The sequence below is a fragment of the Gluconobacter japonicus genome, from assembly GCF_002723975.1.
GTDB lineage: Bacteria > Pseudomonadota > Alphaproteobacteria > Acetobacterales > Acetobacteraceae > Gluconobacter > Gluconobacter japonicus.
Window position 1 is genome coordinate 18170 of sequence record NZ_BEWO01000011.1, and the last position, 24193, is coordinate 42362.

20 protein-coding genes are annotated in these 24193 nt (G+C 56.0%); 15 read left to right on the top strand and 5 right to left on the bottom strand.

The genetic code is table 11. The annotated features are described in order from the left end of the window. The first annotated feature begins 12 nt into the window (after positions 1-12). Together recR and GJA01_RS09005 are read left to right on the top strand one after the other, a co-directional pair. Positions 13-606 carry a recombination mediator RecR gene (gene recR, locus GJA01_RS09000; RefSeq protein ID WP_167347222.1) on the top strand — a complete coding sequence of 198 codons (594 nt, stop codon included), beginning with the start codon at positions 13-15 and terminating at the stop codon, positions 604-606. Next, positions 603-1346 carry an SDR family oxidoreductase gene (locus tag GJA01_RS09005; RefSeq protein WP_062504155.1) on the top strand — a complete coding sequence of 248 codons (744 nt, stop codon included), beginning with the start codon at positions 603-605 and terminating at the stop codon, positions 1344-1346. Before recR ends, GJA01_RS09005 begins: the two co-directional genes overlap by 4 nt. A 2-nt stretch (positions 1347-1348) precedes the next feature. Here GJA01_RS09005 and GJA01_RS09010 read toward each other — a convergent pair whose 3' ends face one another. Further along, complete coding sequence (locus tag GJA01_RS09010; protein WP_253783309.1) at positions 1349-1954, bottom strand: chorismate--pyruvate lyase family protein; 606 nt, start codon at positions 1952-1954, stop codon at positions 1349-1351. Beyond that, on the bottom strand, positions 1890-2222 hold the full coding sequence (locus GJA01_RS09015; protein WP_010500698.1) for an FYDLN acid domain-containing protein: 333 nt from the start codon (positions 2220-2222) through the stop codon (positions 1890-1892). Before GJA01_RS09015 ends, GJA01_RS09010 begins: the two co-directional genes overlap by 65 nt. Before the next feature lie 150 nt (positions 2223-2372). On the opposite strand from GJA01_RS09015, the gene aroA reads away from it, so the two are divergent. From aroA to GJA01_RS09055, 8 genes are all read left to right on the top strand, one after another. After that, positions 2373-3698, top strand: coding sequence for a 3-phosphoshikimate 1-carboxyvinyltransferase (gene aroA, locus GJA01_RS09020; RefSeq protein WP_082785274.1), 1326 nt, complete (start codon positions 2373-2375; stop codon positions 3696-3698). Beyond that, complete coding sequence (gene cmk, locus GJA01_RS09025) at positions 3695-4333, top strand: (d)CMP kinase (RefSeq protein WP_062504161.1); 639 nt, start codon at positions 3695-3697, stop codon at positions 4331-4333. The genes aroA and cmk overlap by 4 nt, the downstream gene beginning before the upstream one ends. 252 nt (positions 4334-4585) lie before the next feature. Beyond that, complete coding sequence (gene rpsA, locus GJA01_RS09030) at positions 4586-6295, top strand: 30S ribosomal protein S1 (RefSeq protein ID WP_010500704.1); 1710 nt, start codon at positions 4586-4588, stop codon at positions 6293-6295. A gap of 234 nt (positions 6296-6529) precedes the next feature. Then, entirely contained in the window at positions 6530-9880 is a 3351-nt protein-coding gene (locus GJA01_RS09035; RefSeq protein WP_062504163.1) for a glycosyltransferase family protein, read from the top strand. A gap of 19 nt (positions 9881-9899) precedes the next feature. Further along, a complete protein-coding gene (locus GJA01_RS09040) occupies positions 9900-12881 on the top strand; it encodes a glycosyltransferase (RefSeq protein ID WP_062504165.1) in 2982 nt (993 codons plus the stop codon). 48 nt (positions 12882-12929) lie between these two features. Beyond that, positions 12930-13949, top strand: a complete 1020-nt coding sequence (locus tag GJA01_RS09045) for a CgeB family protein (protein ID WP_010500711.1) — start codon at positions 12930-12932, stop codon at positions 13947-13949. A gap of 76 nt (positions 13950-14025) precedes the next feature. Beyond that, complete coding sequence (locus tag GJA01_RS09050; protein WP_062021549.1) at positions 14026-14355, top strand: hypothetical protein; 330 nt, start codon at positions 14026-14028, stop codon at positions 14353-14355. 119 nt (positions 14356-14474) lie between these two features. Continuing rightward, complete coding sequence (locus GJA01_RS09055; protein ID WP_062504167.1) at positions 14475-14957, top strand: hypothetical protein; 483 nt, start codon at positions 14475-14477, stop codon at positions 14955-14957. Between the two features lie 100 nt (positions 14958-15057). Here GJA01_RS09055 and GJA01_RS09060 read toward each other — a convergent pair whose 3' ends face one another. Next, positions 15058-17757, bottom strand: coding sequence for a M16 family metallopeptidase (locus tag GJA01_RS09060; protein WP_062504169.1), 2700 nt, complete (start codon positions 17755-17757; stop codon positions 15058-15060). Between the two features lie 145 nt (positions 17758-17902). On the opposite strand from GJA01_RS09060, the gene GJA01_RS09065 reads away from it, so the two are divergent. Together GJA01_RS09065 and GJA01_RS09070 are read left to right on the top strand one after the other, a co-directional pair. Then, complete coding sequence (locus GJA01_RS09065) at positions 17903-18436, top strand: hypothetical protein (protein WP_062504171.1); 534 nt, start codon at positions 17903-17905, stop codon at positions 18434-18436. A gap of 12 nt (positions 18437-18448) precedes the next feature. Further along, positions 18449-19477 carry a glycosyltransferase gene (locus GJA01_RS09070; protein ID WP_062504263.1) on the top strand — a complete coding sequence of 343 codons (1029 nt, stop codon included), beginning with the start codon at positions 18449-18451 and terminating at the stop codon, positions 19475-19477. Positions 19478-19483: 6 nt separating this feature from the next. On the opposite strand, the gene GJA01_RS09075 is transcribed toward GJA01_RS09070, so the two are convergent. Beyond that, on the bottom strand, positions 19484-20077 hold the full coding sequence (locus tag GJA01_RS09075) for a DUF4339 domain-containing protein (protein WP_023944723.1): 594 nt from the start codon (positions 20075-20077) through the stop codon (positions 19484-19486). 131 nt (positions 20078-20208) lie between these two features. Between GJA01_RS09075 and GJA01_RS09080 the strand changes: the two genes are divergently transcribed. The 3 genes from GJA01_RS09080 to GJA01_RS09090 all read left to right on the top strand — a co-directional run bounded on the left by GJA01_RS09080 (position 20209) and on the right by GJA01_RS09090 (position 22871). After that, the gene (locus tag GJA01_RS09080) at positions 20209-20598 is read left to right on the top strand and encodes an MliC family protein (RefSeq protein WP_253783312.1); all 390 of its coding nucleotides are present in this window, start codon (positions 20209-20211) and stop codon (positions 20596-20598) included. A 79-nt stretch (positions 20599-20677) separates the two neighbouring features. Beyond that, on the top strand, positions 20678-21733 hold the full coding sequence (add, locus tag GJA01_RS09085) for an adenosine deaminase (protein WP_062504174.1): 1056 nt from the start codon (positions 20678-20680) through the stop codon (positions 21731-21733). Positions 21734-21944: 211 nt separating this feature from the next. Then, the gene (locus GJA01_RS09090; protein WP_062504176.1) at positions 21945-22871 is read left to right on the top strand and encodes a lysophospholipid acyltransferase family protein; all 927 of its coding nucleotides are present in this window, start codon (positions 21945-21947) and stop codon (positions 22869-22871) included. Positions 22872-22910: 39 nt separating this feature from the next. Here GJA01_RS09090 and GJA01_RS09095 read toward each other — a convergent pair whose 3' ends face one another. Continuing rightward, on the bottom strand, positions 22911-24089 hold the full coding sequence (locus tag GJA01_RS09095; protein ID WP_010500729.1) for a nucleoside hydrolase: 1179 nt from the start codon (positions 24087-24089) through the stop codon (positions 22911-22913). Positions 24090-24193 lie beyond the last annotated feature (104 nt).

Sequence of the window (24193 nt, forward strand, 5' to 3'; positions counted from 1 at the left end):
CGTGACGCCATGATGATCAGCAATGACATCGAGCAGCTGATTTCCATGCTGTCCCGTCTGCCGGGGCTTGGTCCTCGGTCCGCGAGACGGGCTGCTCTCAGTCTGCTGCGCCAGCCAGAGGCGCGGATGTTGCCCCTGGCGCATCTTATGGAACGCGCCGCGACCAGTGTGAGAACCTGCACTCTGTGCGGGAATCTGGATACAGTCGATCCTTGCCATATCTGCACGGATGCTCACCGTGATCGCGGTCTGGTCTGCGTTGTCGAGACTGTTGGCGATCTCTGGGCACTTGAGCGGGCAGGGGTGCATCGGGGCGTCTATCAGGTGCTCGGTGGTACACTTTCTGCACTTGCAGGACTTGGTCCGGATGACCTGAATGTCGCGTCTTTGCTGGATCGTATTGCCGAAGGCGGCGTCCGGGAGGTCATTCTGGCCCTTGGCGCAACTGTTGAAGGCGCAACGACCGCGCACTGGTTGCAGGAAAAGCTGGCTCCCACAGGCGTGACGGTCAGCCGTGTCGGACATGGTGTTCCGATGGGGGGAGCGCTGGATGTGCTGGATGACGGCACGCTCGCCGCAGCCCTGATTGCACGGCGCGCCTTATGATTTCTCCGCGCGTTCCCCGTACGGCGCTTGTGACGGGGGGAGCCAGACGCATTGGTCGTGCATTGGTCGAAATGCTGGTGGAGCAGGGCTTTACGGTTGCCATCCACTACCGTGAAAGCGAGGAAGATGCTCAGGAGCTTCTCGATCGGCTTGGCGGTCGTGGTTGTCTTCTGAAAGCGGATCTGGCTTCTGAAAAAGGTGTTGAGGCACTGGTTGCTGACGCCACGGAGAAACTGGGTCCAGTTGGTGTTCTCATCAACAATGCTTCTGCTTTCACACGCGATGAGATCGGGACGGCAACCCGGGAAAGCTGGGACCGGCATATTGAACCGAACCTGAGAGCGCCGTTCGTTTTGTCTCAGGCTATGGCACAGTCTCTTCCTGAAGATGCGGAAGGACTGATTCTGAACATGCTGGATCAGCGTGTCTGGAACCTGACACCACATTTCGTCAGCTATACCGTGTCTAAAGCTGGTCTGTGGACCCTGACACAGACGCTGGCGCTCGCGCTGGCCCCCCGGATTCGCGTCAATGCGATTGGTCCCGGACCTGTTCTGCCGGCTGTAGGGCAGTCACAGGAGCATTTTGACCGAATGTGCGCCGGAACGCCCCTGAAGCGTGGTGCCTCGCCGGAAGAGATTGCTCAGGCCGCTCTGGCCCTGTTTTCGCTCCCGTCCGTGACCGGCCAGATGCTGGCGATGGACGGCGGTCAGCACCTCAACTGGTCACCAGCCCGATAAGTTCAGGGCTGGGGCTTCAGAGCTGCGGGAAGATAATCTTCTACAACCAGAGAAATGGGTGCGTTGTCGGACGCACGCCGGAGTATGGCCCGGTTTTCCAGAACGATTCCCGACGATGCGTCCGGAAAATGCGATTCGAGTCGCTGTCTGTGGAAATGTGTCTCGGTCACAGCTTTCCCGAACGGCGTGTCTGTCGTCTCAAGGATATGGTTCATTTCAGCCGTCAGACGTTCTGGCACATACCAGTTCCAGGCGTCTGACAGGGCCACATCGCCGCATAGAAGCTGGACGTGCCGCGTCCGCACCTGATCTGCCGTTTTGACGTCTAAAAGTAGAAGAACGTCCGGAGAAGGCTGTTCTCGGGCTGGAAGGCGCACCACCCGGATGGGAAGGGCGCAGTGTTCCTGAAGGACCGCCGTTGCGCTGGGATGATGGTCCAGCCGGTCTTTCAATGCACGAACGGCTGCGCCATCCGGGGACGAAACGTCCCCCGGACCGGCGCAGCCGCTCAATGCTGCTGCAAAGGAAAGAGCACGGACAACCTTAGTTGTCGTCGCGGTCGTCCTTGTCAGTCGTGACTTCGATGTCGTTCGAAAGATCATCGTCATCGTCCAGATCATCATCAGGTGCCATGACATCGTCATCGGCATCATCATCCGTGTCCAGATCGACGTCGACATCATCTTCGTTCTCGTCAGGCTGAGCCTTCGGATCCTTCTCTTCCGGCAGCGGGCCTTCGCTCCGCTTCAGACGGCCGATGTCGTTCGGCTGGGTGGTGCCACACTTGGGGCACACTGTAGGGACGCGGTTCAGGTCATAGAAGCGGGCGCCGCACTCAACGCACGTCCGTTTTAGACCGAGTTCGGGTTTTGCCATGTTATGCAAGCCTGCCAATGCCTCGGATAAGGAACGCGGCCATGCCAGCTTGTTTCCGTCATGTCAAACATGAAGTGTCTTAAAAACTGCATGAGCGCACCCTTTTGTAGGTGATTGACAGGCAGGAATGACCCTCGCATGAACAGGGGCATGCAAGCGCGACCTTTGACAGTTTCCGCGTCCCCGAAGGGACTTTCCGGCCGCACCCGTGTTCCGGGTGACAAATCCATCAGCCATCGTTCGCTGATGCTGGCCTCTCTCGCACATGGCCGTACGCATGTTTACGGTCTTCTGGAGGGCGAGGACGTTCTGCGGACTGCAGACGCCATGCGCGCTCTGGGTGCGACCATTACCCGCGATGGTGCCGTCTGGACGATTGACGGTCGGGGCGTCGGAGAACTGACCGAGCCAGCAGATGTGCTGGATATGGGAAATTCCGGAACGGCCGCGCGCCTCCTGTCCGGTATTCTGTCGTCCCATAAAATGAACAGTGTCATGACCGGGGATGCTTCCCTCCGCTCCCGTCCAATGCGTCGCGTCATGGATCCCCTGTCCAAAAACGGTTCCGAATTTCTGGCCCGTGAGGGTGGACGTCTTCCGATGGCCGTCCGCGGTGATGGTCAGGCCAAGCCGCTTGAATACCGTCTTCCGGTTGCTTCGGCACAGGTGAAGTCCGCTGTTCTGCTGGCCGGTCTGAATGCCGTTGGCAAGACAGTTGTGGAAGAGCCGGTCGCCACTCGTGACCACACGGAAAACATGCTCCGTCATTTTGGTGTGGACGTTGATGTTTCCGTTCTTGATGCCGGTGGGCGTCGAATCGAGCTGACTGGTCCGGTGAAGTTGACGGCTCGTGACGTGACCGTGCCGGGCGATCCGTCTTCATCAGCCTTTCCGCTGGTGGCTGCACTGCTGGTCCCCGGCTCTGATCTGCTGATCGAGAACGTGGGCCTTAATCCCCTGCGGACAGGTCTGTTCACGACACTGCTCGAAATGGGCGCTGACCTGACGATTGAGAACGAGCGTGTTGAAGGTGGTGAGCCTGTTGGTGATCTGCGCGTTCGTCACAGCAAGCTCAAGGGTGTGGATGTGCCGCCCGAGCGTGCTCCTTCGATGATTGATGAATATCCCGTTCTGGCCGTGGCCTGCGCGTTTGCAGAAGGATCGTCCCGCCTGCGTGGTCTGGAAGAACTGCGCGTAAAGGAAAGCGACCGTCTGGCTGCCACGGTTTCGCTGCTGGACGTCAACGGTGCAGAAACAGAAGTCGTGGGTGATGACCTGATTGTTCAGGGCTTCAGGGGGCCGCTGGGTGGTGGCACCGTGACGACGCACATGGATCACCGTCTGGCCATGAGTGGCATCGTGTTCGGTCTTGCCGCGCAGAAGCCGGTTCATATCGACGATACGGCTTTTATCGAAACCAGCTTTCCCGGCTTTGTTGACCTGATGAACGCATTGGGTGCGGATATCCGGGCATGAGCCGTCCGCTCGTCATTGCCGTGGATGGACCAGCCGCAGCCGGGAAGGGGACGCTGGCCAAGGCGCTCGCAGCCAAGCTGGGGCTGCCCTATCTGGATACCGGGTTGCTGTACCGTGCTGTCGCGCGCCGGATGGTAAATGCGGATCTGGACCCGGCGGGAGATGCGTCTGCCCAAGCGCAGGCACTCCAGCCGGAAGATCTTGCCCGAACGGATCTCCGTGTTCCAGAAATCGACCGGGGGGCCTCTCTGGTGGCGGCCCAGCCGGCGGTTCGTGCAGCCCTGCTGGACCGGCAGCGTGTGTTTGCCACACAGACTGGTGCTGTTGTGGATGGCCGGGACATCGGAACGGTCGTTTTTCCCGACGCAGACGTGAAGTTTTTCATTACGGCGTCTCCCAGAACACGCGCCCTGCGTCGCCACCATCAGGTTCATGGTGAGGCTCCTCTGGTCGAAGCTGACCTTGAGGCGGCTGTTGCCGAGATTGTCGCGCGAGACTCGCGGGATTCTTCGCGTGATACGGCACCCCTTGTACAGGCTGCGGATGCCGTGCTGATCGAGACGGACGACCTCTCCGCAGAACAAGTGCTTGAAAAAGCCTGTGAAGAAGTCTTACGCCGGCAGGTGCGCTCCTGATTGCTCGCAGAGAGCGATCAAACACCCGTTTTTTTATTGACAGAGCGCCTGCTGAGGGTGTTTTTGCGGGCTAGCACTGTGTCCATAATGGACACAGTGTCGTCTGTCGCGCGTATTTGCGTGCAGGCTTAACCTAACAGACCCGTCCTGACCTCTGATGGCAGCGGGGAGTCGTCACGACAGATCCTGATCCGCGTGGCGCAGACGTGGATGATCGGTTTCAGGCCGAAAATCCGGGAATATTGTATTTACATGGCTTCAGCCAATCAGACCCCTGCCGAGCACGGCATGGAAGATTTTGCAGCCCTTCTCGAAGAGACGCTGGGCCGCGACACCGGTTTTGACGGCTCCGTCGTCACCGGTCGCGTGATCCGTCTGACAGACGAATTCGCTATCGTTGATGTCGGTCTCAAGAGCGAAGGCCGCGTTTCCCTTAAGGAATTCGGCCCGCCGGGTGTTGCTCCGGACGTAAAGCCGGGCGACGTTGTCGAGCTGTATGTCGAGCGTTACGAAGACCGTGACGGTTCCATCGTTCTGTCCCGCGAGAAGGCTCGCCGGGAAGAAGCATGGACCGCTCTGGAGCGTGCATTCGGCAACAACCAGCGCGTCAACGGCACGATCTATGGTCGCGTCAAGGGTGGCTTCACGGTTGATCTGGGCGGCGCAATGGCGTTCCTTCCGGGCAGCCAGGTTGACATCCGTCCGGTTCGTGACGTCGGCCCGCTGATGGGTCAGCCGCAGCCGTTCCAGATCCTGAAGATGGATCGCGCACGTGGCAACATCGTTGTGTCCCGTCGTGCCGTTCTTGAAGAGACCCGTGCAGAACAGCGTTCCGAGCTGATCCAGGGCCTGAAGGAAGGCATGATCCTTGACGGCGTCGTCAAGAACATCACCGACTACGGTGCGTTCGTTGACCTCGGCGGCGTTGACGGCCTTCTGCATGTCACGGACATCGCTTGGAAGCGCATCAACCACCCGTCCGAAGCTCTGCAGATCGGTCAGCCGGTTCGCGTGCAGGTCATCCGCTTCAACCCGGACACGCAGCGTATCTCCCTCGGCATGAAGCAGCTTGAAGCTGATCCGTGGGAAAATGTTGCACTCAAGTACCCGGCAAATGCCCGTTTCACGGGTCGCGTCACGAACATCACCGACTACGGTGCATTCGTCGAGCTGGAGCCGGGCGTCGAAGGTCTGGTGCACGTTTCCGAAATGTCCTGGACGAAGAAGAACGTCCATCCGGGCAAGATCGTTGCTACTTCCCAGGAAGTCGACGTCATGGTTCTGGACGTGGACAGCTCCAAGCGTCGTATTTCCCTTGGTCTTAAGCAGGTTCAGCGCAACCCTTGGGAGCAGTTCGAAGAAGAGCACAAGGTTGGCTCTGTCATCGAAGGCGAAATCCGCAACATCACCGAGTTCGGTCTGTTCATTGGCCTCTCCGCAGACATCGACGGCATGGTTCACATGTCCGACCTGTCCTGGGACGAAGCTGGCGAAGCAGCCATGGCGAACTACGAGAAGGGTCAGGTCGTCAAGGCCAAGGTCCTCGACGTGGATCCTGAGAAGGAGCGCATCTCCCTGGGCATCAAGCAGCTCCAGGAAGATCCGGCAGCCGACACGCTGGCTCGCGTTCAGAAGGGTGCAGTTGTCACCTGCGTCGTGACGGCAGTCCAGACGAACGGTATCGAAGTGAAGGTCGACGATCTGCTGACCGGCTTCATCCGTCGTGCGGAACTGGCTCGTGACAAGGCTGAGCAGCGTCCAGAGCGCTTTGCAGTTGGCGAAAAGGTTGATGCGAAGATCGTGTCCGTTGACCGTGCAGCCCGCAAGCTTGCCCTGACGATCCGTGGTCGTGAGGTCGAGGAAGACAAGGCAGCCATCAGCGAGTACGGCTCTTCTGACTCGGGCGCATCCCTGGGTGATATCCTTGGTGCGGCAATCCGTCGTCGCAGCACAGACGTCTAAGGTTACAAAAATCTTACAGAATTATTCTGTGATGATTTTAAGAAAGAGCCGCGAAAGCGGCTCTTTTTTTATGTCTGTATTCCGAAACCGTCTTTTTTCTTGGGGGGTTTTGTTGCTGTAAACCTTCGGGTAAGTATTGTTGTACCGTGATAGCGGCAGTCTTTTGCGGCCTATTGCCAAAATGGCTGATGGTTCGGTTCTGGATGGGAGTGGGTGTCAGGCACCCAAAGATTGATGGCGGTTATTTACAACACGAATTATACCCACAATCCCAATTCCTATCTGACTCTGGCGGTCGAACGGGCCGCCAAATCATTGTTTGGAAAAGATCAGGTAGTTGTCGCTGACAACATGTCTTTGGCAGGTATTGCTGCTTCAGGCGAACATGATGTTCTGATCTGCCTTGATGCACAGCGCATCAATCTGGCTCTGATCCGTCGTGTGCGCCCAGCTTTCAAGACGCTGATCCTGTGGACGTTTGAAGATCCGTTCATGCGTGACTTCAATGTCGAGAATGCTGGTCTTTTCGACTACGTCTTTACGAATGATCCATCCTGCGCCGAATATTACCATGGCAAAGGACACTATCTGCCGCTGGCCGCCAGCACCTCTATTCATGAACGCAAGGTTCTTCCGGCTAATGAGCTGGAATATGACATCTTCTTCGCCGGCACGATGTGGCCGAATCGTGTTCAGACACTGCGCCGCGTTATCGCAGCCTTCCCGGATGCGAAGCTCAAACTGGTGTGCCCAGGGAACGAATATCTCCCGCCGCTTCCGGCTGATCTTGCTGCGTTGGCAATCCAGCGCCCCATCAGCCATGAAGCTTTCATCGACTTTGCAAATGTCAGTGCCGTCACCCTGACGATGTTCCGCGACTATGCGAGCCATGGAGATGTCAGTCAGGCGACGGCTCCGGGGCCGCGTTTCTTTGAACTGGGTCTTGCGGGTACAGCACAGGTTGTCGAAGCGCCTGAGAGCATGGCCAGCGAGTATTTCGATACGGTGGAGGGGATCAGTCTTGCCCGTGATCCGGATGGTGTCGTTGACGCGATCGCCCGTATTCTGAGCAACAAGAGCACGCGTCGTAAGGCGGCTCTGGCTGCCCAGAAATCTGTCCTGGCTCACCATCTCTATGAGCATCGTCTCGAGAAAATGCGTGAAATTACGGGCGCAGACTTCGGGCGCCGCAAGGCATCGGATGTTGTGCGACTGGACCGTCGTCGTCGTCTTCGCATCCTCATGTGCACGCACTCCACTATTCATGAGCAGGCCTGGGGTGGCGTCGAAGTCTATCAGCAGGCTCTGTGTTCTCTGCTTGGACGTGAGATAGAGTTTTTCTACTGGCTGCGTCGTGGAACATTCTGTCGCCTGACAACAGCGAGCGGTCAGGAACTGGAGCGTTTTGATGTGCCAGAGGTCGGCTGGCAGGATGCAATGTGTGATGGGCCGGAAGAAATGGCCTTCTCCAGCGTTATCAGCCAGTACAACATGGACATTGTGCATTTCCAGCACCTTGGCCACCATGCCTTGTCCCTGCCCATTATTGCCAAGGCAAATGGTGCAGGCGTTGTCTTCTCAGCACATGATTTTTGGTTGGTTTCTGCCCGCTATAACCTGCTGAACCATGAGCTGCGTTACGTAGAGGATGAGGTTCGTTCGGTTCTTGCGGCCGATATTACGCTGAAGGCTTCTGAAAATGTCGAGCATGGTGGGGAGCAGACGCGTCGTGCGTTTGTAGCCAAAATGCTGCGGTCGGTAGATGCGATCATGTTCGGGACACAGCATTCCCGTGACCTGACGCATGAAATTTACCCGATCCTCGATGAGAAGATCAGCCTGATTACAGGTATTCCCAGCCCTGAAAACACAGTTCCTGTAAAGCCGAAGACGTATGAGCCGCTGGGTGAAAAGCCGCTCAATATTGCCATTGTCGGAAACTTCCTGCGGACAAAGGGAGCGGATACGATCCTGAGCCTGATCGAGATCGCGCATCCGGATCATTTTGTTTTCCACATCTTTGGTTATGTCCATCCGGAATATGAAGCGGTTCTGAATGGCAGCCGACGTTCCAATGTGAAGCTTTATGGCCGCTACGACATGGGCGATATTGAAGCTCTGAAGAAGGCTGATGTTGCCCTTAATCTTTCGATCTGGCCCGAAACCTATTGCATCTCTCTGTCTGAAGCCTGGCAGAACGGTCTGATTCCCATCGTGACCGATGTTGGGGCTCTGGGCGATCGCGTTGAAGATGGCGTCAATGGTTTCAAGGTTCCCATTAACCGTCCCAGCATGGTTCTTGAGCGCCTTGAACTGCTGAGGTCTTCCGAGCCGCTGCGCAAGGCAATCATGGCTAATATCGGGCCGCATCTGTGGACACATGCCCGCGAATATGCGGATGGGCTTCTGGCTCTTTATCAGGATGTTGCTCCGCGCCGGCCGATGGGTGTGGCCGATCTTCGCCTGGATGCAGGTCAGGTTCATCTTCTGCCGCATCCGTCATGGCGTCATCAGGCTCCGCCACGTCATATTTTCGATCCGCCGACGACACGCGATCTGTCGGTCGAGCTTCCGCTTCCAGTGTCGGACTGGTTCTCTATTCAAGGCGCGGAATGCTACATTGACGACATCTGCCATCATGTTTTTGCGACCAACGAAGACGAAGACTTCAAGGGCTCGAACGAATTCCACATTCGCGGCTGGTTCCTGATCCCGGGCGTTAGCACGGCAGGACGTATGCTAACGGTTCTGATTGGGGAAGATGCGGACAGCCCGCTGATTTTCCTTGAATGTGAGCGGGAAATTCGTGGCGATATTGTCGAGATGTTCAATGGCGCCCCGCGTCGTTCGGGCTTCTCCGGAAAGGCTGCTCTGCGCGGCAAGTGGTGTGAGGGACGTTTCCGGGTCGGGCTGGTCAATGTCATCAATGGCCAGGCTGCATTCCAGATGACGTCCATCCAGATTGAAGTCGACGGTGGCAAGATCGAAACGATCCAGCGTTCGGCTCCTTCCAATGATGTTATCCTTGCTGACTTCAATCGTATTTCCCATAGCGACGGTTTGATGCGCGGAATCAAGCTGGCTGCGTTCCAGAAGGGTAAGCTTCATCCTTATGGCAGCGGATTGCTGGAGTGCTTTATCGACGAGTTTACCGGTGTGATCGGTGAGCCTGCGAATACAGTTGAGCCTTACGAAAACATTGTCATCCGCGGCTGGGCCTTCCTGAAGTCTCTCTCTCGTGCCGGTCAGATCTATATTGGGCTGGTGTGCCCTGAGAAGGACGAGTTGGTTCTGTTTGGTATGGATCGCGTTGCTCGTCAGGACGTGTCTAAAGTTCATCGGGATGCCCCGCTTTGTGCCGGGTTTGCTGGGGTTCTGAATCCGCTCCATGGTTATGCCCGTCCACTGGACGGTGTTTACCGCGTGGCTTTGATCAATGTGGCGAGTGATGTCTTTGGAACGCATTTGACCGATCTGGTTGTGACGTTCGATGGGGGGCGTATTGTCTCCACTGGTCGTGAAGACCTGACACTTGAGCAATCCGAACGGGTGGACTTTCTGCTGAACGAGAAAGCCATAGCCTGAGGCGGGGGCGTTATTCTTGATGTCTGATCCAGTCCCTGACCAGCTTTCTGCTGCTCATCAGCCTCGCTGGCGCGCGTTTGATGAGCAGTGGTATCTGCTGCGTTATCCTGAAGTCAGAGACTGGATGCATGAAGAAGGACATCAGGATCTTCATGCATTTTATCTGGAGACTGGTCAGCGTTATGGCCATTCCCCTAACCGCTACTTTGATGAAATCTGGTATCGGGAAGCTTATCCGGACGTTCGTCGTGACCTGATTCAGGAAAAGTGGCAGTCTGGATTTGAGCACTATTGTGCTGAAGGCTATCGTCAGAATTCTCCGCACTGGCTGTTTGACGAAAGCGGTTATCTTCGTCGCTATCCTGAACTGACCCGTCGGTTTCTGGATGAGAACGGATTTGTAAATGGCTACGACCATTATCTCGAAGTCGGTGAAGCCCGTTACTATCGGGGGCATCAGTTCTTTGATGATGAATTGTGCCGCAGACTTGCTTTGCGTTTTCCCGACTATTTTGACAGTAGCATCGGGCTGTTCGCGTCATGGTTGAGTCTTCCGTCCAGCATCGCGGATGCAGGTCGGGTGTCATGGTATTTTGATCCCGTCTGGTATTTGGAACGATATCCTGAGGTCCGTCGTGAGATCGCGGATGGTCGTTACAGCAGTGCTTTGCATCATTATCTGACGAATGAGACAGCACGCCGTTTTGACCCGCAGGAACTGTTCTCTGAAGAGTATTATGCATCGTCCCATCCGGACGTCATGGCCTGTATTGATCTGGGATCTTTCAGAAACGGTTATGAGCATTTCCTGCGCTTTGGTGCTCATGAAGGGCGGGTTCCCAAAGAAGGGGTAGACCTGCTGGCGCATATGAGCCGGCCTCAGGTGCGTAACGATGTCCGCAATCATGTTTATGACAGCGCCTTTGCCCATCTTGTCGCGGCGAGAACGGGCGATGTTCAGCGGGCAGCGCTGGCCGAGACGCCTGACATAGACGAAAATCATTCCCGGCAGGTTTTTGAACGGGAAGCTGAAGCGCTCTTGCCCGCTTTTGCCCGGCACCCACTTGATTTCACGGTTACTGGCGTGCCGGAGGTCAGTGTCATTGTGGTCGTTTACAATCGGCTTGCTCTGACAATGCAGGCGCTGTCGTCGCTGAGAGCCAATTATGCAGGTGCGATCCAGCTGATTGTTGTCGATTCAGGATCGCACGACCAGACGAGACGTCTGGGAGAACTGGTGCGTGGGGCCAAAATCCTGCGCTTCAGATATAATATTGGATATCTCGAAGGGTGCAACGCGGCTTTGGCCGAGGTTGAAGCGCCCTTCGTTCTGTATCTGAACAATGATCTGCGCCTCTATCCCTGCAGCATTGCCCATGCTTTGGAGCGGCTCCGGTTTGATGAAGGCGTCGGGGCGGTTGGGGCGAAACTGATCCGGACGAACATGCGGTTGCAGGAGGCGGGGTCTATCATCTGGCGTGATGGGTCCACCTATGGGTATCGGCGTGAGGCTAATCCCAATTTGCCGGAAGCCAATTTCGTCCGGGATGTGGATTATGTTTCGGCCGCATTCCTGATGATCCGTTCTTCCCTGCTGAGACGTCTGGGCGGATACGATCTGCGGTATCGCCCGGCTTATTTCGAAGATACGGATCTTTGTGTCCGGATTCTCAAGATGGGTCTCCGGATTGTTTATGACCCGAATGTGGTCGTGGAACATCTGGAGTATGGCAGTTCCGGTTCCGCCGGATCACAGACACTGATGCATGCTAATCTGCGTATCTTTGCCAAAGCGCATCAGGATTTCCTGCGACAGCAGCAGCCCGCTCATATCCGGAATGCCGTTCAGGCGCGTGAACGTCGATCGGACCGGAAGCATATTCTGTTTATTGAAGACAGATTGCCGCTTCGTCGTCTGGGATCTGGCTATGTGCGCTCGAATGATGTTGTTCGGGAGATGGCTGCCCTCGGATATCAGGTGACGGTTTTTCCGATGCTGCCGAGGGATCAGAGTGAACTCGAGCTTTTCGGGGATTTTCCTGAGACGGTCGAACTGATCGCAGATCAGCATTTGTCCACATTTCCCGACTTCATTCAGGCGCGTGCCGGGTATTATGATCTTGTCTGGGTTGGGCGAACGCACAACATGGCGCGATTGCTCCCGATCATGAATGAAGCCAGCCGTTACCTTCCGACGGGTGGAGCCGTGCTCGATACGGAAGTGATCTCTACGCCAAGAACTCTGGAACGCATCAAGGTTCTGGATTTGCCACAACCCAAGGTGGGTTTTGATGAGATGCTGCGGCGTGAACTGGAGTGTGCTCATTACTGTCAGCAGATTGTCGCTGTGACGGAGCATGATGCGTCTCTGGTGCGTCGGGCAGGCTATGAGAATGTTTCGGTTTTGGGACATGAGATGCGCATTCGCCCTACGGCAGCGCCTTTTGAGACCAGAAGAGATATTCTGTTCCTTGGGGCTCTCCATGACGAAGGGGCTCCTAACCATGACAGTCTGGAATGGTTTGTCGGAGAGGTTTTGCCGTTTCTGGACGACGTGCTGACGGAAGATGTTCGCTTTACAATCGCAGGATTCATTCATCCGTCTGTCGATGTGAGTGTCTTTGCAAGGCATCCGCGCGTGGATATTGTGGGGGCCGTAAACGATCTGGCACCGCTTTTCGATCGGCATCGTGTCTTTGTGGCGCCAACTCGGTTTGCCGGCGGATTGCCTTTCAAGGTGCAGGAGGCTGCGGCCTTTGGGGTTCCAATGGTGATTACGTCTCTTTTGGCTAGCCAGGTGGGATGGAAAGATGGCGAGGAGCTTCTTTCGGCTGCTGCTGATGATGCTGAAGGGTTTGCGTCTGGTGTGGCCCGTCTCTATCAGGACAGCGCACTCTGGGCGCGTTTGAGAGACGGGGCGCTGAAAGCGGTAGAACGGGATTGCGCTCCTGCACGATTCCGGCAGGATCTGTCTTCGATCCTGCAGGCCTGCATTGCGTAAAAGGGCCGGGTGGCCGGATCATGAGAGTGTAAGGAAACAGGTGAGGCTATGACCACAGAAGTGAAAGAACATGCCGCTGCAACAGAGCGGAACGTGTCTGGCCTGACCGGACGTGTTCTGGTGTGTAGTGGTGGCCGCTATGAGAGCCAGGCCAACGCGCAGATCCGTGAGTCTATCATGGACGGTTGGGCGGAGTGTTTTGGCGAAGAAAACGTAACGGCTGTCCATATTTCTGCCGCTGCGGCGTCCGTTAAAATCCTGAAGCCTACGATCGTGTTTGCTATCGGCTCTTACCTGCCAGAAAGCACCTATTTCGGCGAAGTATGTCGGGAAGCCAAAAAGATCGGCGCCGTGACGGTTTTCTGGGCCACCGAAGACCCCTACGAACAGGATGCGAACTATCGCATCGCTGATGACTTTGACGTCGTGTTTTCCTGTGATCGCTGGGGACACAACTTCTATCAGCGTGACCGGGTGTTCCATCTGCCGCTCGCCGCAAGCCCGAAGCTGCACTACATGCCGATCGAGGAAAACGTCGAAAAAACGATCGACGTTCTGTTCTGTGGTGTGGCGTTCACCAGCCGTAAGGATATCGTTCGGAACCTGCTGCCGGTTCTCCGCAATCTGAATATCAAGATTGTTGGTCCAGGCTGGGGTGAGCTTGGTATTGGCTTTTCTGACGCGCGTATTGAGAAGTCCCAGCTTGTAGAACTGTATCGTCGCTCGAAGATTGTTCTCAATCTTGGTCGTTCGCTGCATTTCGAGAACAAGCGTTTCGTGATTGCGCCTTCCACGCCGGGTCCGCGGACCTTTGAAGCGGCTCTGGCAGGCGCGTTTCAGGTCTTTCACGAAGATACGCATGAAATCCGTCGCTATTTCAATGCGGATGAAATCCCTGTCTTTTCCAATCGGATCGACTTTGAAAATCTGATTGAAAAGTATCTGGGAGATGATGAAGCGCGTCTGGCCATGACCCGCAAGGCTCAGGCGCGGACACAGGCCGAGCATCTTTACAGCCATCGGATCAAGCAGGCCCTCGCTGTCCTTCAGTCAGAGGGACTTCTCTGACCTCGGGTGTTGCTGAGAGGGTATTTATGGAAAGCCGGACTTCTGTCCGGCTTTTTCTTTTTGAAGGGGTGTAGGGGTGCAAACTGTCTGGCTTACGGTTTTGTTGATTGTGGCGGCGTTTCTGGAAGTCGGAGGCGATGCTCTTGTGCGATCAGGGTTGCATACGGCTGGGTTGGGGCGGTTAGGATATATTGCCGCTGGAGGAGCGGTGCTGCTGGCTTATGGTCTGACCGTCAATCTGCCTGACTGGGATTTCGGACGCCTGATGGGGGTGTATGTTGCGCTGTTCTTTGTGGCCGCCCAGATCGTCGCCTATTTTGCCTTTGGCCAGACACTGACGCTTCCGATTTGTGTTGGGGGCACATTGATTGTTCTGGGTGGAGCCGTGATGACGGTTTGGCGTTAAGACATCCTCTTTGTCTCAAAACTGTTGCTTGAAATATATTGTTGTAAATCAGAATTGTGACGTAATGTTTTCATAAAGATCCTGACGGATCTGAATGTCGTTGGGAGCTTTGCGTAGAAATGCCACAGCATATATTTAAGAGGATTTTTTACAGCCTTACTTTTCTTGCTCTTGCCGGTTGTATCCACACAACTGCAGCCGTGGTGAATCCACTCCAAACGTCCCAGGTTTCAAAACGGGTCGTTGTTCCTGCCGCCTCCAATTATTATAGCTTTACGGACAGAATCGTAAAAAAGAACAGCGATGTTATTATTGCATCCTGGAAATCAGTAAATGTTGACTGCACGACAAACCCTTATCAGGTCTTGCAGATCAACAAACAGCCTCTTCATGGGACGGCGTATCTCGCTGATTATTCAGTTTTTCCGCAATTTGTAGAGAAAAATCCACGTTCTCGCTGCAATAAAACCAAAGTTATGGCGAAAGCCCTGCACTACCGTGCGAGCACTGATTATACAGGATTTGATCTCGTTCTTGTGGATGCTGGTGGTCCGACAGGAGAGGTACGCAATATGGCGTTCCGTATAAAAATCATTGAATGAATTTTTAGGACGTGGGTGCCGCTCAAGATCGAGTGGTGAAAAACAGCACTGAAATACCAAGGTTCAGTAAAGGTGCCGGGCTTTCCCGGCACCTTTATTTTTACTTAGGCTGAGGCCCCAGAACGATCTGGGCCAGATCATCCGGACGTACCCATTTGCTGAAAGCGGCCTGCACCTGAGCGGGCGTCATGTCGTAGATGGCCTTGGCGGCCTCGGCTGGTGAGTTCAGGGGAAGGCCAAGATCAATCAGGTCCAGATAGCTTCCGGCCAAGGCACCGAAGCTTGCGCGCGCCATGGGTTGACGGCGGAGCAGAGAGGCTTTGGCCAGATCGAGGCTCTCCTGTGATACTGGCTGTGTCCGCATGTCCTGCACATCCTTGATGGCCAGTACACGTGCTTTGCTGACCTTGTCCGGGTCCGCGCCGAAGCTGATGCCGAACGAACTGCGGGTGCGGGAATAGCTGAAGCTGCTGCCGGCTCCATAGACGTATCCAGTGCGAACGCGCAGATCCTGCATCAGGCGTGAAGAGAATCCATTCCCAAGGATCTCGTTGCCGACAGCCAGAGCATGGCGATCCGGATCTGTGACGTTCATTCCAACCGTTTCGACCAGCTTCACGTCATCCTGAGAGCGTCCCGGATCAGAGACAACGGCCTGCGAGGCTTTGCTGAGTGGAATGGAAGGGAGATCCACAACCGGGGCTGGGCCCGTGGCTTTCCAGCCGCCAAAAGCTTTCTCGATCTGATTTTTGGCGTCTTCTGGCGTGATGTCACCGACGACGACAATTGTGGTCAGGTCCGGGCGGTAAGTGGCTGTGTAATAGGACTTCACATCGTCGAGCGTGATTTTGCTCAATGTGGCGGGCGTGGCTTCCCGGAGGGTGGGGTCATTGGCGGGGACAAGCGCGTGACGTGTGGCACGGCCAAAGCGGTAGGCCGGCGACTGAAGCTCGCCAGCGCGCGCCTGAATGGCCTCCATTTGCGTGACGTGGAACGCTTTCTCTGGGAAGGCCGGAGAGAGCTCATGCTCGGCCAGCAGGGAAAGACCCGCACTGAAATTCTGCGTCAACGTGCTGAGACTGAAACTGGGACCAGCGTTTTCGTCGGCGGAAATTTCGTCTAGCGCACTGGCGAGAGCCAGCCGGTCATGATGCGTGCTGCCATAGAGGAACATGTCTGCCGTCAGTCCGGCGAGCCCCTCTTTCCCGGCAGGCTGTTGCAGAGAAGGGTTCTGCCGGATTGAACCAACCAGTTCGATTGTGTGGCTGACATGTTCTGGCTGGACCAGAAGATGGAGACCATTCGGGAGCGTATAGGCCGTTGGGAGCGGGGCTGCTGCCGGGATGCTCAGGCGGGCAAGAGCTTCGGTGGCCCATCCCGGAAGGGAGACCTTGCCGGAGGGGGGCGTGTTGAAAGATTCCGCGCCGCCATATCCTTTGCCGCCAATCGCCTTGCCTTTTTCGCTAGGCGTCAGGGTTGCGCTGATGGCGTGTTGCGGGTCCAGCAGGGCTTTGGCGAGATCATCCACCTGCGCCTTGGTGACGTTGCGGAAGGCCGCAATCATGTCATCAGGACTGTTCAAATGCTGAATGGCGACGGCCTGCGACCAGTTTTCGGCCAGTTCGGAAATGCTGTTGGCGTTGAATTCCAGCGCTGCGATTTCCTTGCGCCGTGCCGCCTCAATCAGCTCTGCCGGAACGCCATTTTTGCGGAATCCTTCCATGAGAGACGCAAGCGTATGACGGAGTTCGTCAGGGTTCGCGCCTTTGGGGAATCCGGCATAGGCCACGGCCAGACCCGCCTGTGCGTCCGGATCATACATGAAGCCTGCATCCAGGGCCTTGCCGTCCGGGACCAGCCCAAAGAGGGCACCGCGCTGACTGGCGATGGCATCGGCCAGAAGGTTAACGGCGGCATAGTTCGGGTCACGCTGTCCCGGCATCCGCCAGGCCATGGTGACGAGCCCGATCGGGAGATCGGTATCCAGTGCAAGAGACTGGGCTTTGGCAGGTGTGGGAGTGACTGTTGGGCGTTCCGGGAGTTTGGCGGAAGGGATGTCGCCAAATGCAGCCTGAACTTTCTTCAGTGTTTCCTGTGCATCGACATCCCCGGTGATGACGAGAATGGCATTGTTCGGAGCATACCAGCTTTCGTAAAACTGCTTGAGCAGGGGCGCCGTGGTGGCATCGAAGGACGGACGCGTTCCCAGAGCGTCATGCTCATAGGGGGTCCCTGCATACAGGGCGGCTCTGACCTGCGAGAGGTAGCGATAGATCGGGCTGGAGAGATCGCGTGAAACTTCCTGCTCAATGGCACCGCGCTCATGTGCCCATTCTTTTTCGGTAATGTTCAGGCCACGCATCCGGCCTGCTTCGATCCGCAGAAGAACATCCAGATCAGCCGTCGGTGCCTTGAAATAATACTGCGTGACGTCAGACGTGGTGTCCGCATTGTCGTTGTTGCCAAGTTGGGCGCTGATGGTGGACAGCTGATCGCGCGACAGGCTTTGCGATCCATTGAACATCATGTGTTCAAGGGCATGGGCCGTACCCGGAAAGCCCTTGGGCGCATTGACGGAGCCAACTTCGTAATTGAGCATCGTCTGAACAACGGGTGCCAGCGTGTCCCGCACGATCACGACCCGAAGGCCATTGGGCAGTGTCGCCCGTGTAACGGCTGCCGGTGCCGCGGTGCTGGCCTGTGGAACTGCAGGGGCGGCCTGTGCGGTCGCCAGCAGGGGCGGTGCCAGCATGGAAGCTGCAAGCAGTGTCAGACGGGTCAGGCGGGAAAAACCGGGCATAGGATGTTAACTTCCTGCGGGTAAAATGATCTACCAGGCAGTAAATCGACTGTCGGGGATGCTGTCTACGGGAGCAGGATTGCCGAAGGATGAATAAAAAATCATGTGACGTGCTCAATCGGTCGCCGCTAAGAATGGAAGTATTATGACGTCTTCCAATTTTATCGTTCGCTGTGATGACTGGCTGATTGATCGCGTGTTCCTGCCGGTTGCAAACCGGCTGCCCGTTGGCCTGTCTGCTGTTCAGCTTGGACTGAGCTTTCAGCTTGGGTCGCTGATGCTGAATGGTGCTGCCCTGCTGCTGCCGATCGTGCTGTTCGGTGTCACGCTGGGTGGCCTGGTTGATACGGCGTTGATCTGGTTCATGAATCTGGCCTTCTTTCTAGGGATGAAGAAGACGATCCCGCTGATCCGGCCTGGCATGATGAATCCGTTGCGACCCATGATGCTCAGTATGCGCATGATTGCGATTGCGTTTCTGATTTATCAGCTTTTCCGGGGGCTGGACGGGGTTGGTATCGGCTGGATTCTATCCCAGCTTATGACGCTGTCTCAGCTTACGTTCGTGATGGGGCTGTATTTTGTGTCTTGTCAGCCTCAGCCGCCCCGCCAGCGGATGTCTTCCCGCACTGGGCCAATCATTGAAGGCGTCTGGTCTACGGGTGGTCGAATCAACTGATTGGGAAAGACGGTGAAAATTCTTCACTGTCTTTCAACGCGGGAATTTGCCGGGACCGAGCGTCATGTCGCTGAACTGACGGCAATTCAGGCCCGTTCCCATGAGGTAACGCTGCTGCTGGAAAGCCGCACGGCTGACTTCAGAACCGGCGGCGATATTGCACGTCATATCGACCCGGCTGTGCGGATTGTCCGGGCAGACTGGCGAGGATATCTGGGATGTCTGGCCAGACTGATGCAGGCCGGTTCCTTTGATATTGTTCATACGCATCTGGGGCAGGCCTCTATCCGGGCCGGGGCCCTGAAAAAAGCCGGAATAGGCGGCAGGGTGCCCGTCATTGGTACGCTGCATAACGTCTATCGCGGGCGCAGTTATGGCGCGCATGACGGTTTGATCTGTATTGCGCGCTGGCAGCAGGACAGTTTGCCCAAGCGATGGGTCAACCGAAATGCGCTGATTTCGAACTGGACTGTTCCCTGCACTACGGCTGCACAGGAAGGTCCAGCTCTTCGCAGGAAATTTCGGCAGCACCACGGTATTCCGCAGGACGCTTTCGTTATCTGTGCGATGGGGCGGCTCGTTCCGGAAAAGCGGTTTGATCTGTTGGTGCAGGCATGGAAGCAGGCTGGTCTTGCGGCGGAGGCTTATCTGGTTCTGATGGGTGATGGGCCTGAGCGGGCGTGTCTTGAACGGGGACATACCGTGCGGGATCGCATTATTTTTGCGGGCTACCGGGAGGATGCACCGGCCGTTTTTGCTGCATTTGATGGCTTCGTTCTGCCTTCAGGTCGCGAGCCATTCGGGTTGGTTCTGCTGGAAGCCATGGCGGCCGGTTTGCCAGTTTGTGCTACGGCGGCTGGAGGCGCTTTGGATATTCTGGAGCATGATCCGGCTTCGCTCGTCACGCCGAATAATGTGGAAGCCTTATCCGCTGGGCTGAAGCGTCTCCGGCAGCAGCCCAGACGGGTCTGGGATCTGTCTTCCTACGATCTGGCGGAGCAGGCTCGGAAGACAGAACAGTTTTACCAGCGGTTTCTCTGAGCAGACTTATAGTTCGTAGTGGCGAGAGACGTAGCTGGAGACATTTCCGGGGTGACGCACCATGTCCCAGCTTTCCGAGAATGATGGAACGAACTGGAACAGGAACACCAGCATAGACAGGAAGAACAGCAGCATTCCGCGCCCCACGAACCGGATGCGTCTCCAGAAATACAGGGGCGGGATCAGAATCCAGAATGGTGAGCCGGGGCGGAAGCCGGCGGCCATCAGGGCGCGACGGTCTGCCAGCATGGACGTAAAGATGATGGCAAAGCTGAGAATGACAGCGATGATCCCCGACTGCCGGTCAGGCATCCCGCCGATCCAGGCCAGTGCGTTGACGATCATGCTACTGACAAACGGACCGAAAATACTCAGCCATGCCCAGCGATTGGAAACCCGGCTGGCGGGCAGTGCAGGGGGGACCCCAGCAGGCTGAGGGGGCCAGAAGGAGCAGCTTCCCGCTGGTTGCCATTCCGCCCCGAAGGCTTCTGTCCAGCAGAGAGTGGAATGTTCGATCATTCCTGTTGTTGCCAGAGTGCGCATGTCCTCTTCGGAGACCGGGCCTTTGCGGCTACCGTGTTCTTCGTAAAACCAGCTCACAATCCATCCTTGCTCGGGAAAGGTGTCATCATCCTGGCAGGATGGGCGCTTAATCTGACTGAAAGATGCGTCTCAGGCAATGGCAGAGGCGTTACCCTCTCATGGAGGATCAAATGATGAAGAAATGTTCGATGAGTGTGTTGTCTGTTCTCTGCCTGGCTACTGGCCTGGCTCAGGCTGCTCCGACAGGCAGCCTGAAGATCCCTCTGCCTTCAGGAGTGAAGGTGGATCGTCAGACGGCGGTCTATACCTGCAGTGCGCGGGACGAAAACGCGAAAGACCTTCTGGCTGCGCTCCCTAAAAATCCTGTGACCGCACAGTATTTCAACGCCGGTGAGATCAGTCTGGCTATTCTGCAGATTCGTGGGCAGACACAGGTCTTTTCCAATGTCATTGCGGCGGATGGCGCAAAATATACGGCGGCTCAGTATGTCTGGTGGAGCAAAGGCAATGAGGTACTCTTCTCGAGTGCTATGGACGACAAGGCACTTGTGACCTGCCGCGCCACCACAAAACGGTAAAACCGTATCGGGATCGTTTCAATTTTCCAGCAGGCATGCATGATGGTTTCCTGTCTTCGGTTGATGAGGAAAACGCGTCATGTCTGCTGTCTCTATGCAGGAGTTTCTGGAAAAGCTGCCCAAGGCTGAACTCCATGTTCATCTCGAAGGAACTTTGGAGGCAGATCTGAAGATCAGGCTTGCAGAACGTAACAACCATCCTTTGAAGTCAAGCACTGCGGAAGACATCCGGCGGGGCTATGTCTACCATGACCTGCCGTCTTTTCTTGCGCTGTATTACGAAGGGGTGGAGCTTCTCCAGACCGAGCAGGATTTTTATGATCTTTGCTACGCTTATCTGGCGAAAGTGGCGCAACAGAACGTGCTCTACACCGAGATTTTCTTTGACCCGCAACTGCATATTCGCCGTGGGCTGGATTTCGGGACTGTTATCCGCGGCTTCAATGCCGCGCAGGAAGACGCCGAACGCGATTTCGGTATCCGGTCCAATCTCATCCTGTGTTTCATTCGGGAGATGAGTGCGAAATCCGCTGATGAGACCTTCACCCAGGCGTTCCCCTATCTGGAGCGGCCTGACCGTAGTCGTATCATCGGTGTGGGTTTGGACTCTGACGAGATGGGCAATCCTCCCGCAAAGTTTGCGAAGACTTTTGCCCGTGCAAAAGCAATGGGGCTCCACCTGACCATGCATTGCGATCTCGATCAGGAGAACACGCATGAGCACATCCGACAGGCGCTTCAGGACCTTGGGAGCGAACGTCTGGACCACGGGCTGAATGTGCTGGAAAAGCCTGAACTGATTACCATGGCACGCGAAAAAGGCGTGACGTTTACGATTTGCCCGTCCCCGAATGACGTCATCCGTCCCGGTCGGTCCCGTCAGGACATTCGGGATATGCTGGCGGCAGGTCTGAAAATTACCATCAATTCCGACGACCCGGGCTATATGCAGAGTGTGTATATGACGGAAAGCCTCGCCAAGGCGCAGGCTGCTGCTGATTTGACACCGGAAGAACTGATTCAGATCAGTAGAAATGCTTTTGAGGCTGCCTGGATCTCCGATGCAGAGCGCGGGACGTATCTGGCGGCTCTTCAGGATTTTGCACAGACATACCGGGTTGTCGCTCCGGCCTGAGGAAGACGTTGATCCTTCCTGTGGCTTCAAGGTGTGGGGGGGCAGGAAGGATCTTTTAAAAGTAATTTCAGGAATAATTTCATATCCTTAAAATAAATTATGTTTTTATATGTCTGTATTGTTTCTTGATAAATATATTCCAGGTATATCCGTATTCTTTAGATACAAATCATAAATTGATTATCTCTTTTTCTGTGACGATGATCTGCCTATGGCCTTTATCGTCTCGGCTCTGCACCGCCTTTCCTATCACCTTCAATCCGCCGCGCTGGGGAGTGTGATCGGCATCCTGCGTGGTGTCGGTCCAAAGCGTGCGTCTGACGCCGGCGGCTGGTTAATGCGCAGGGTGGGGATGAAACTCTCCGCTACCCGTATCGCCGATCAGAACCTGCAACAGGCTCTTCCTGGTCTCGCCGCGGATGCACGACAGCAGATCATTCGGGATGTCTGGACCAATCTGGGAAGAAACGTCACGGAACTGCCTCATCTGGCGTCGTTTGCGCGCAGTGAGGTTGGACCGGGTTGGGAAATCGAGGGCGAAGAGCATCTTGTTGCTCTTCAGGCTCAAGGAGCACAGGCTTTGTTCTTTTCCGGCCATCTGGGAAACTGGGAACTGATCCTGCCGATCGCGACCAGCTTGGGTATGCCGGTTGCAGGTTTCTATAGGGCCTCATCCAATCTGGCTGTTGAAAGCGCGACGCAAAAAATGCGCCAGAAGGCTCTTGGCTCGACTGGTACGATGTTTCCCAAAGGCCCTAAGGGTGCCCGGCAGGCTCTGACCCATTTACAAAATGGCGGATCACTGGGTTTCCTGGTGGACCAGAAGATGAATGATGGGCTCGCCATCCCTTTTTTGGGGCGTGACGCCATGACGGCCCCGGCAGTGGCGCAACTGGCTCTGCGTTTTAACCTTCCAATCATTCCCGTGTACATTGTCCGTCTGGGAGAAGGGCGGTTCCGCATGGTGTGTGAAGCACCGTTACAGGCTGTGCGCACGGGCGATCGTCATGCGGATATACGGTCTATTTGTGTTGCTATGAACGAGACGCTTGAGCGTTGGGTCCGTGAGCGACCTGGAGCGTGGCTCTGGCTGCATCGGCGGTGGCCAAAAGAACCACTGGCCTTGCCAGCAGTATGAAAAAAGCCCCGCGACAATGTGTAGCGGGGCTTTGATGTTTTAGGGCAGAGGACGACCGCTGACGGGAGCCTGCGGGCTGCCGATCAGATCAAGGATCTGCTTCTCAAGTTTCGGGACATTGACGCGTAAAACAACTTCGTTCTTGCGTTCACCCAGACCCGGTTCATAACCCGGCGTCCAAGAGACAACGTCTCCATAGCCCGGACCGAACTGGCTGTTCACATCGACGAACAGTTCCTGTTTCTCCGTGATGATGCTCGGGTCCAGCCAGACGGATGCTGCGATCTCATCCCAGAGCGGGAAGCCGCTCAGATGCCACTTCATGACATGCCCGATGGGCGTGCCGGTTGCTTCCAGCTTCTTCAGAAATTCTGGCGTCAGTTCCGTATCCGTTGAAGGGTCGGCCGGAACCATCACGATGTGCTTCCACGGTGCGCGGAGAGCTGCGCTTGCGCTTTCCGGGTCCAGACGGAAGTTAAATTCACGGCGGGGACTGTTCAGGAATTCACGCGCGAACTGATGCGCCACAACGCCGGGCCGTGTCTGGCGCGGGTTCAGGCCACCGCCCATGTAGACGAGTTCTTTCGCGAGCCCGGCGAATTCCGGATCGAGCGTCTGCGCCAGTGCAATATTGGTCATTGGCCCCGTTGCGATGATGCTGACCTGCCCTGGATACTGATGAACCATACGGATCAGGAAATCAGCCGCACGCTCGTTTTCCGGCTTCTTGACCGGGTTGCCATAGGGCAGATCCGGCACAACGTCGGGGCCATGATAATAGGGCAGGGGCTGCTCGGTCTTCTCGACCCATTTCTTCATCCAGACGCCCTTCCAGATCAGCTTGCCATAAAGGGCTTCCCAGCGATCTGTGAGCTTTTCGGAGTTCAGGAACGGGTACGTCGCGCCGGGAACGACGGGGATGTCTGCCCTGCCTGCCACTTCCACGCCACGAAGCGCATCATTCGTCGCTTCTTTCTGCCAGACGTCTCCCGTGACGGTCGTGATGCCAAGCACGCGCACGTTGGGCGCTTTGATGATCATCCACTGGGCAATGCTAAAACCGTCATCGTCAAAAATGACAAGGCGAGGATCAGCCTTGGCCTGCGTCGCCCCTGCCAGAAGGCTGCCGACTGTCAGGCTGAGAGCCAGGGTTTTGCAAAACTGTTTGCGTATCTTTGTGAAACGTTCCGCTTTAGGGACGATTGAAAGGAGAGGCATGGGAGACTGTGTCCATGGCTGTTGGCAGAGAACCGCGAGACCATACCTCAATGAAAGGGTTTGCACATCGCGAACCAGCCGTTCGCAGCTCTTTGGAATAATTA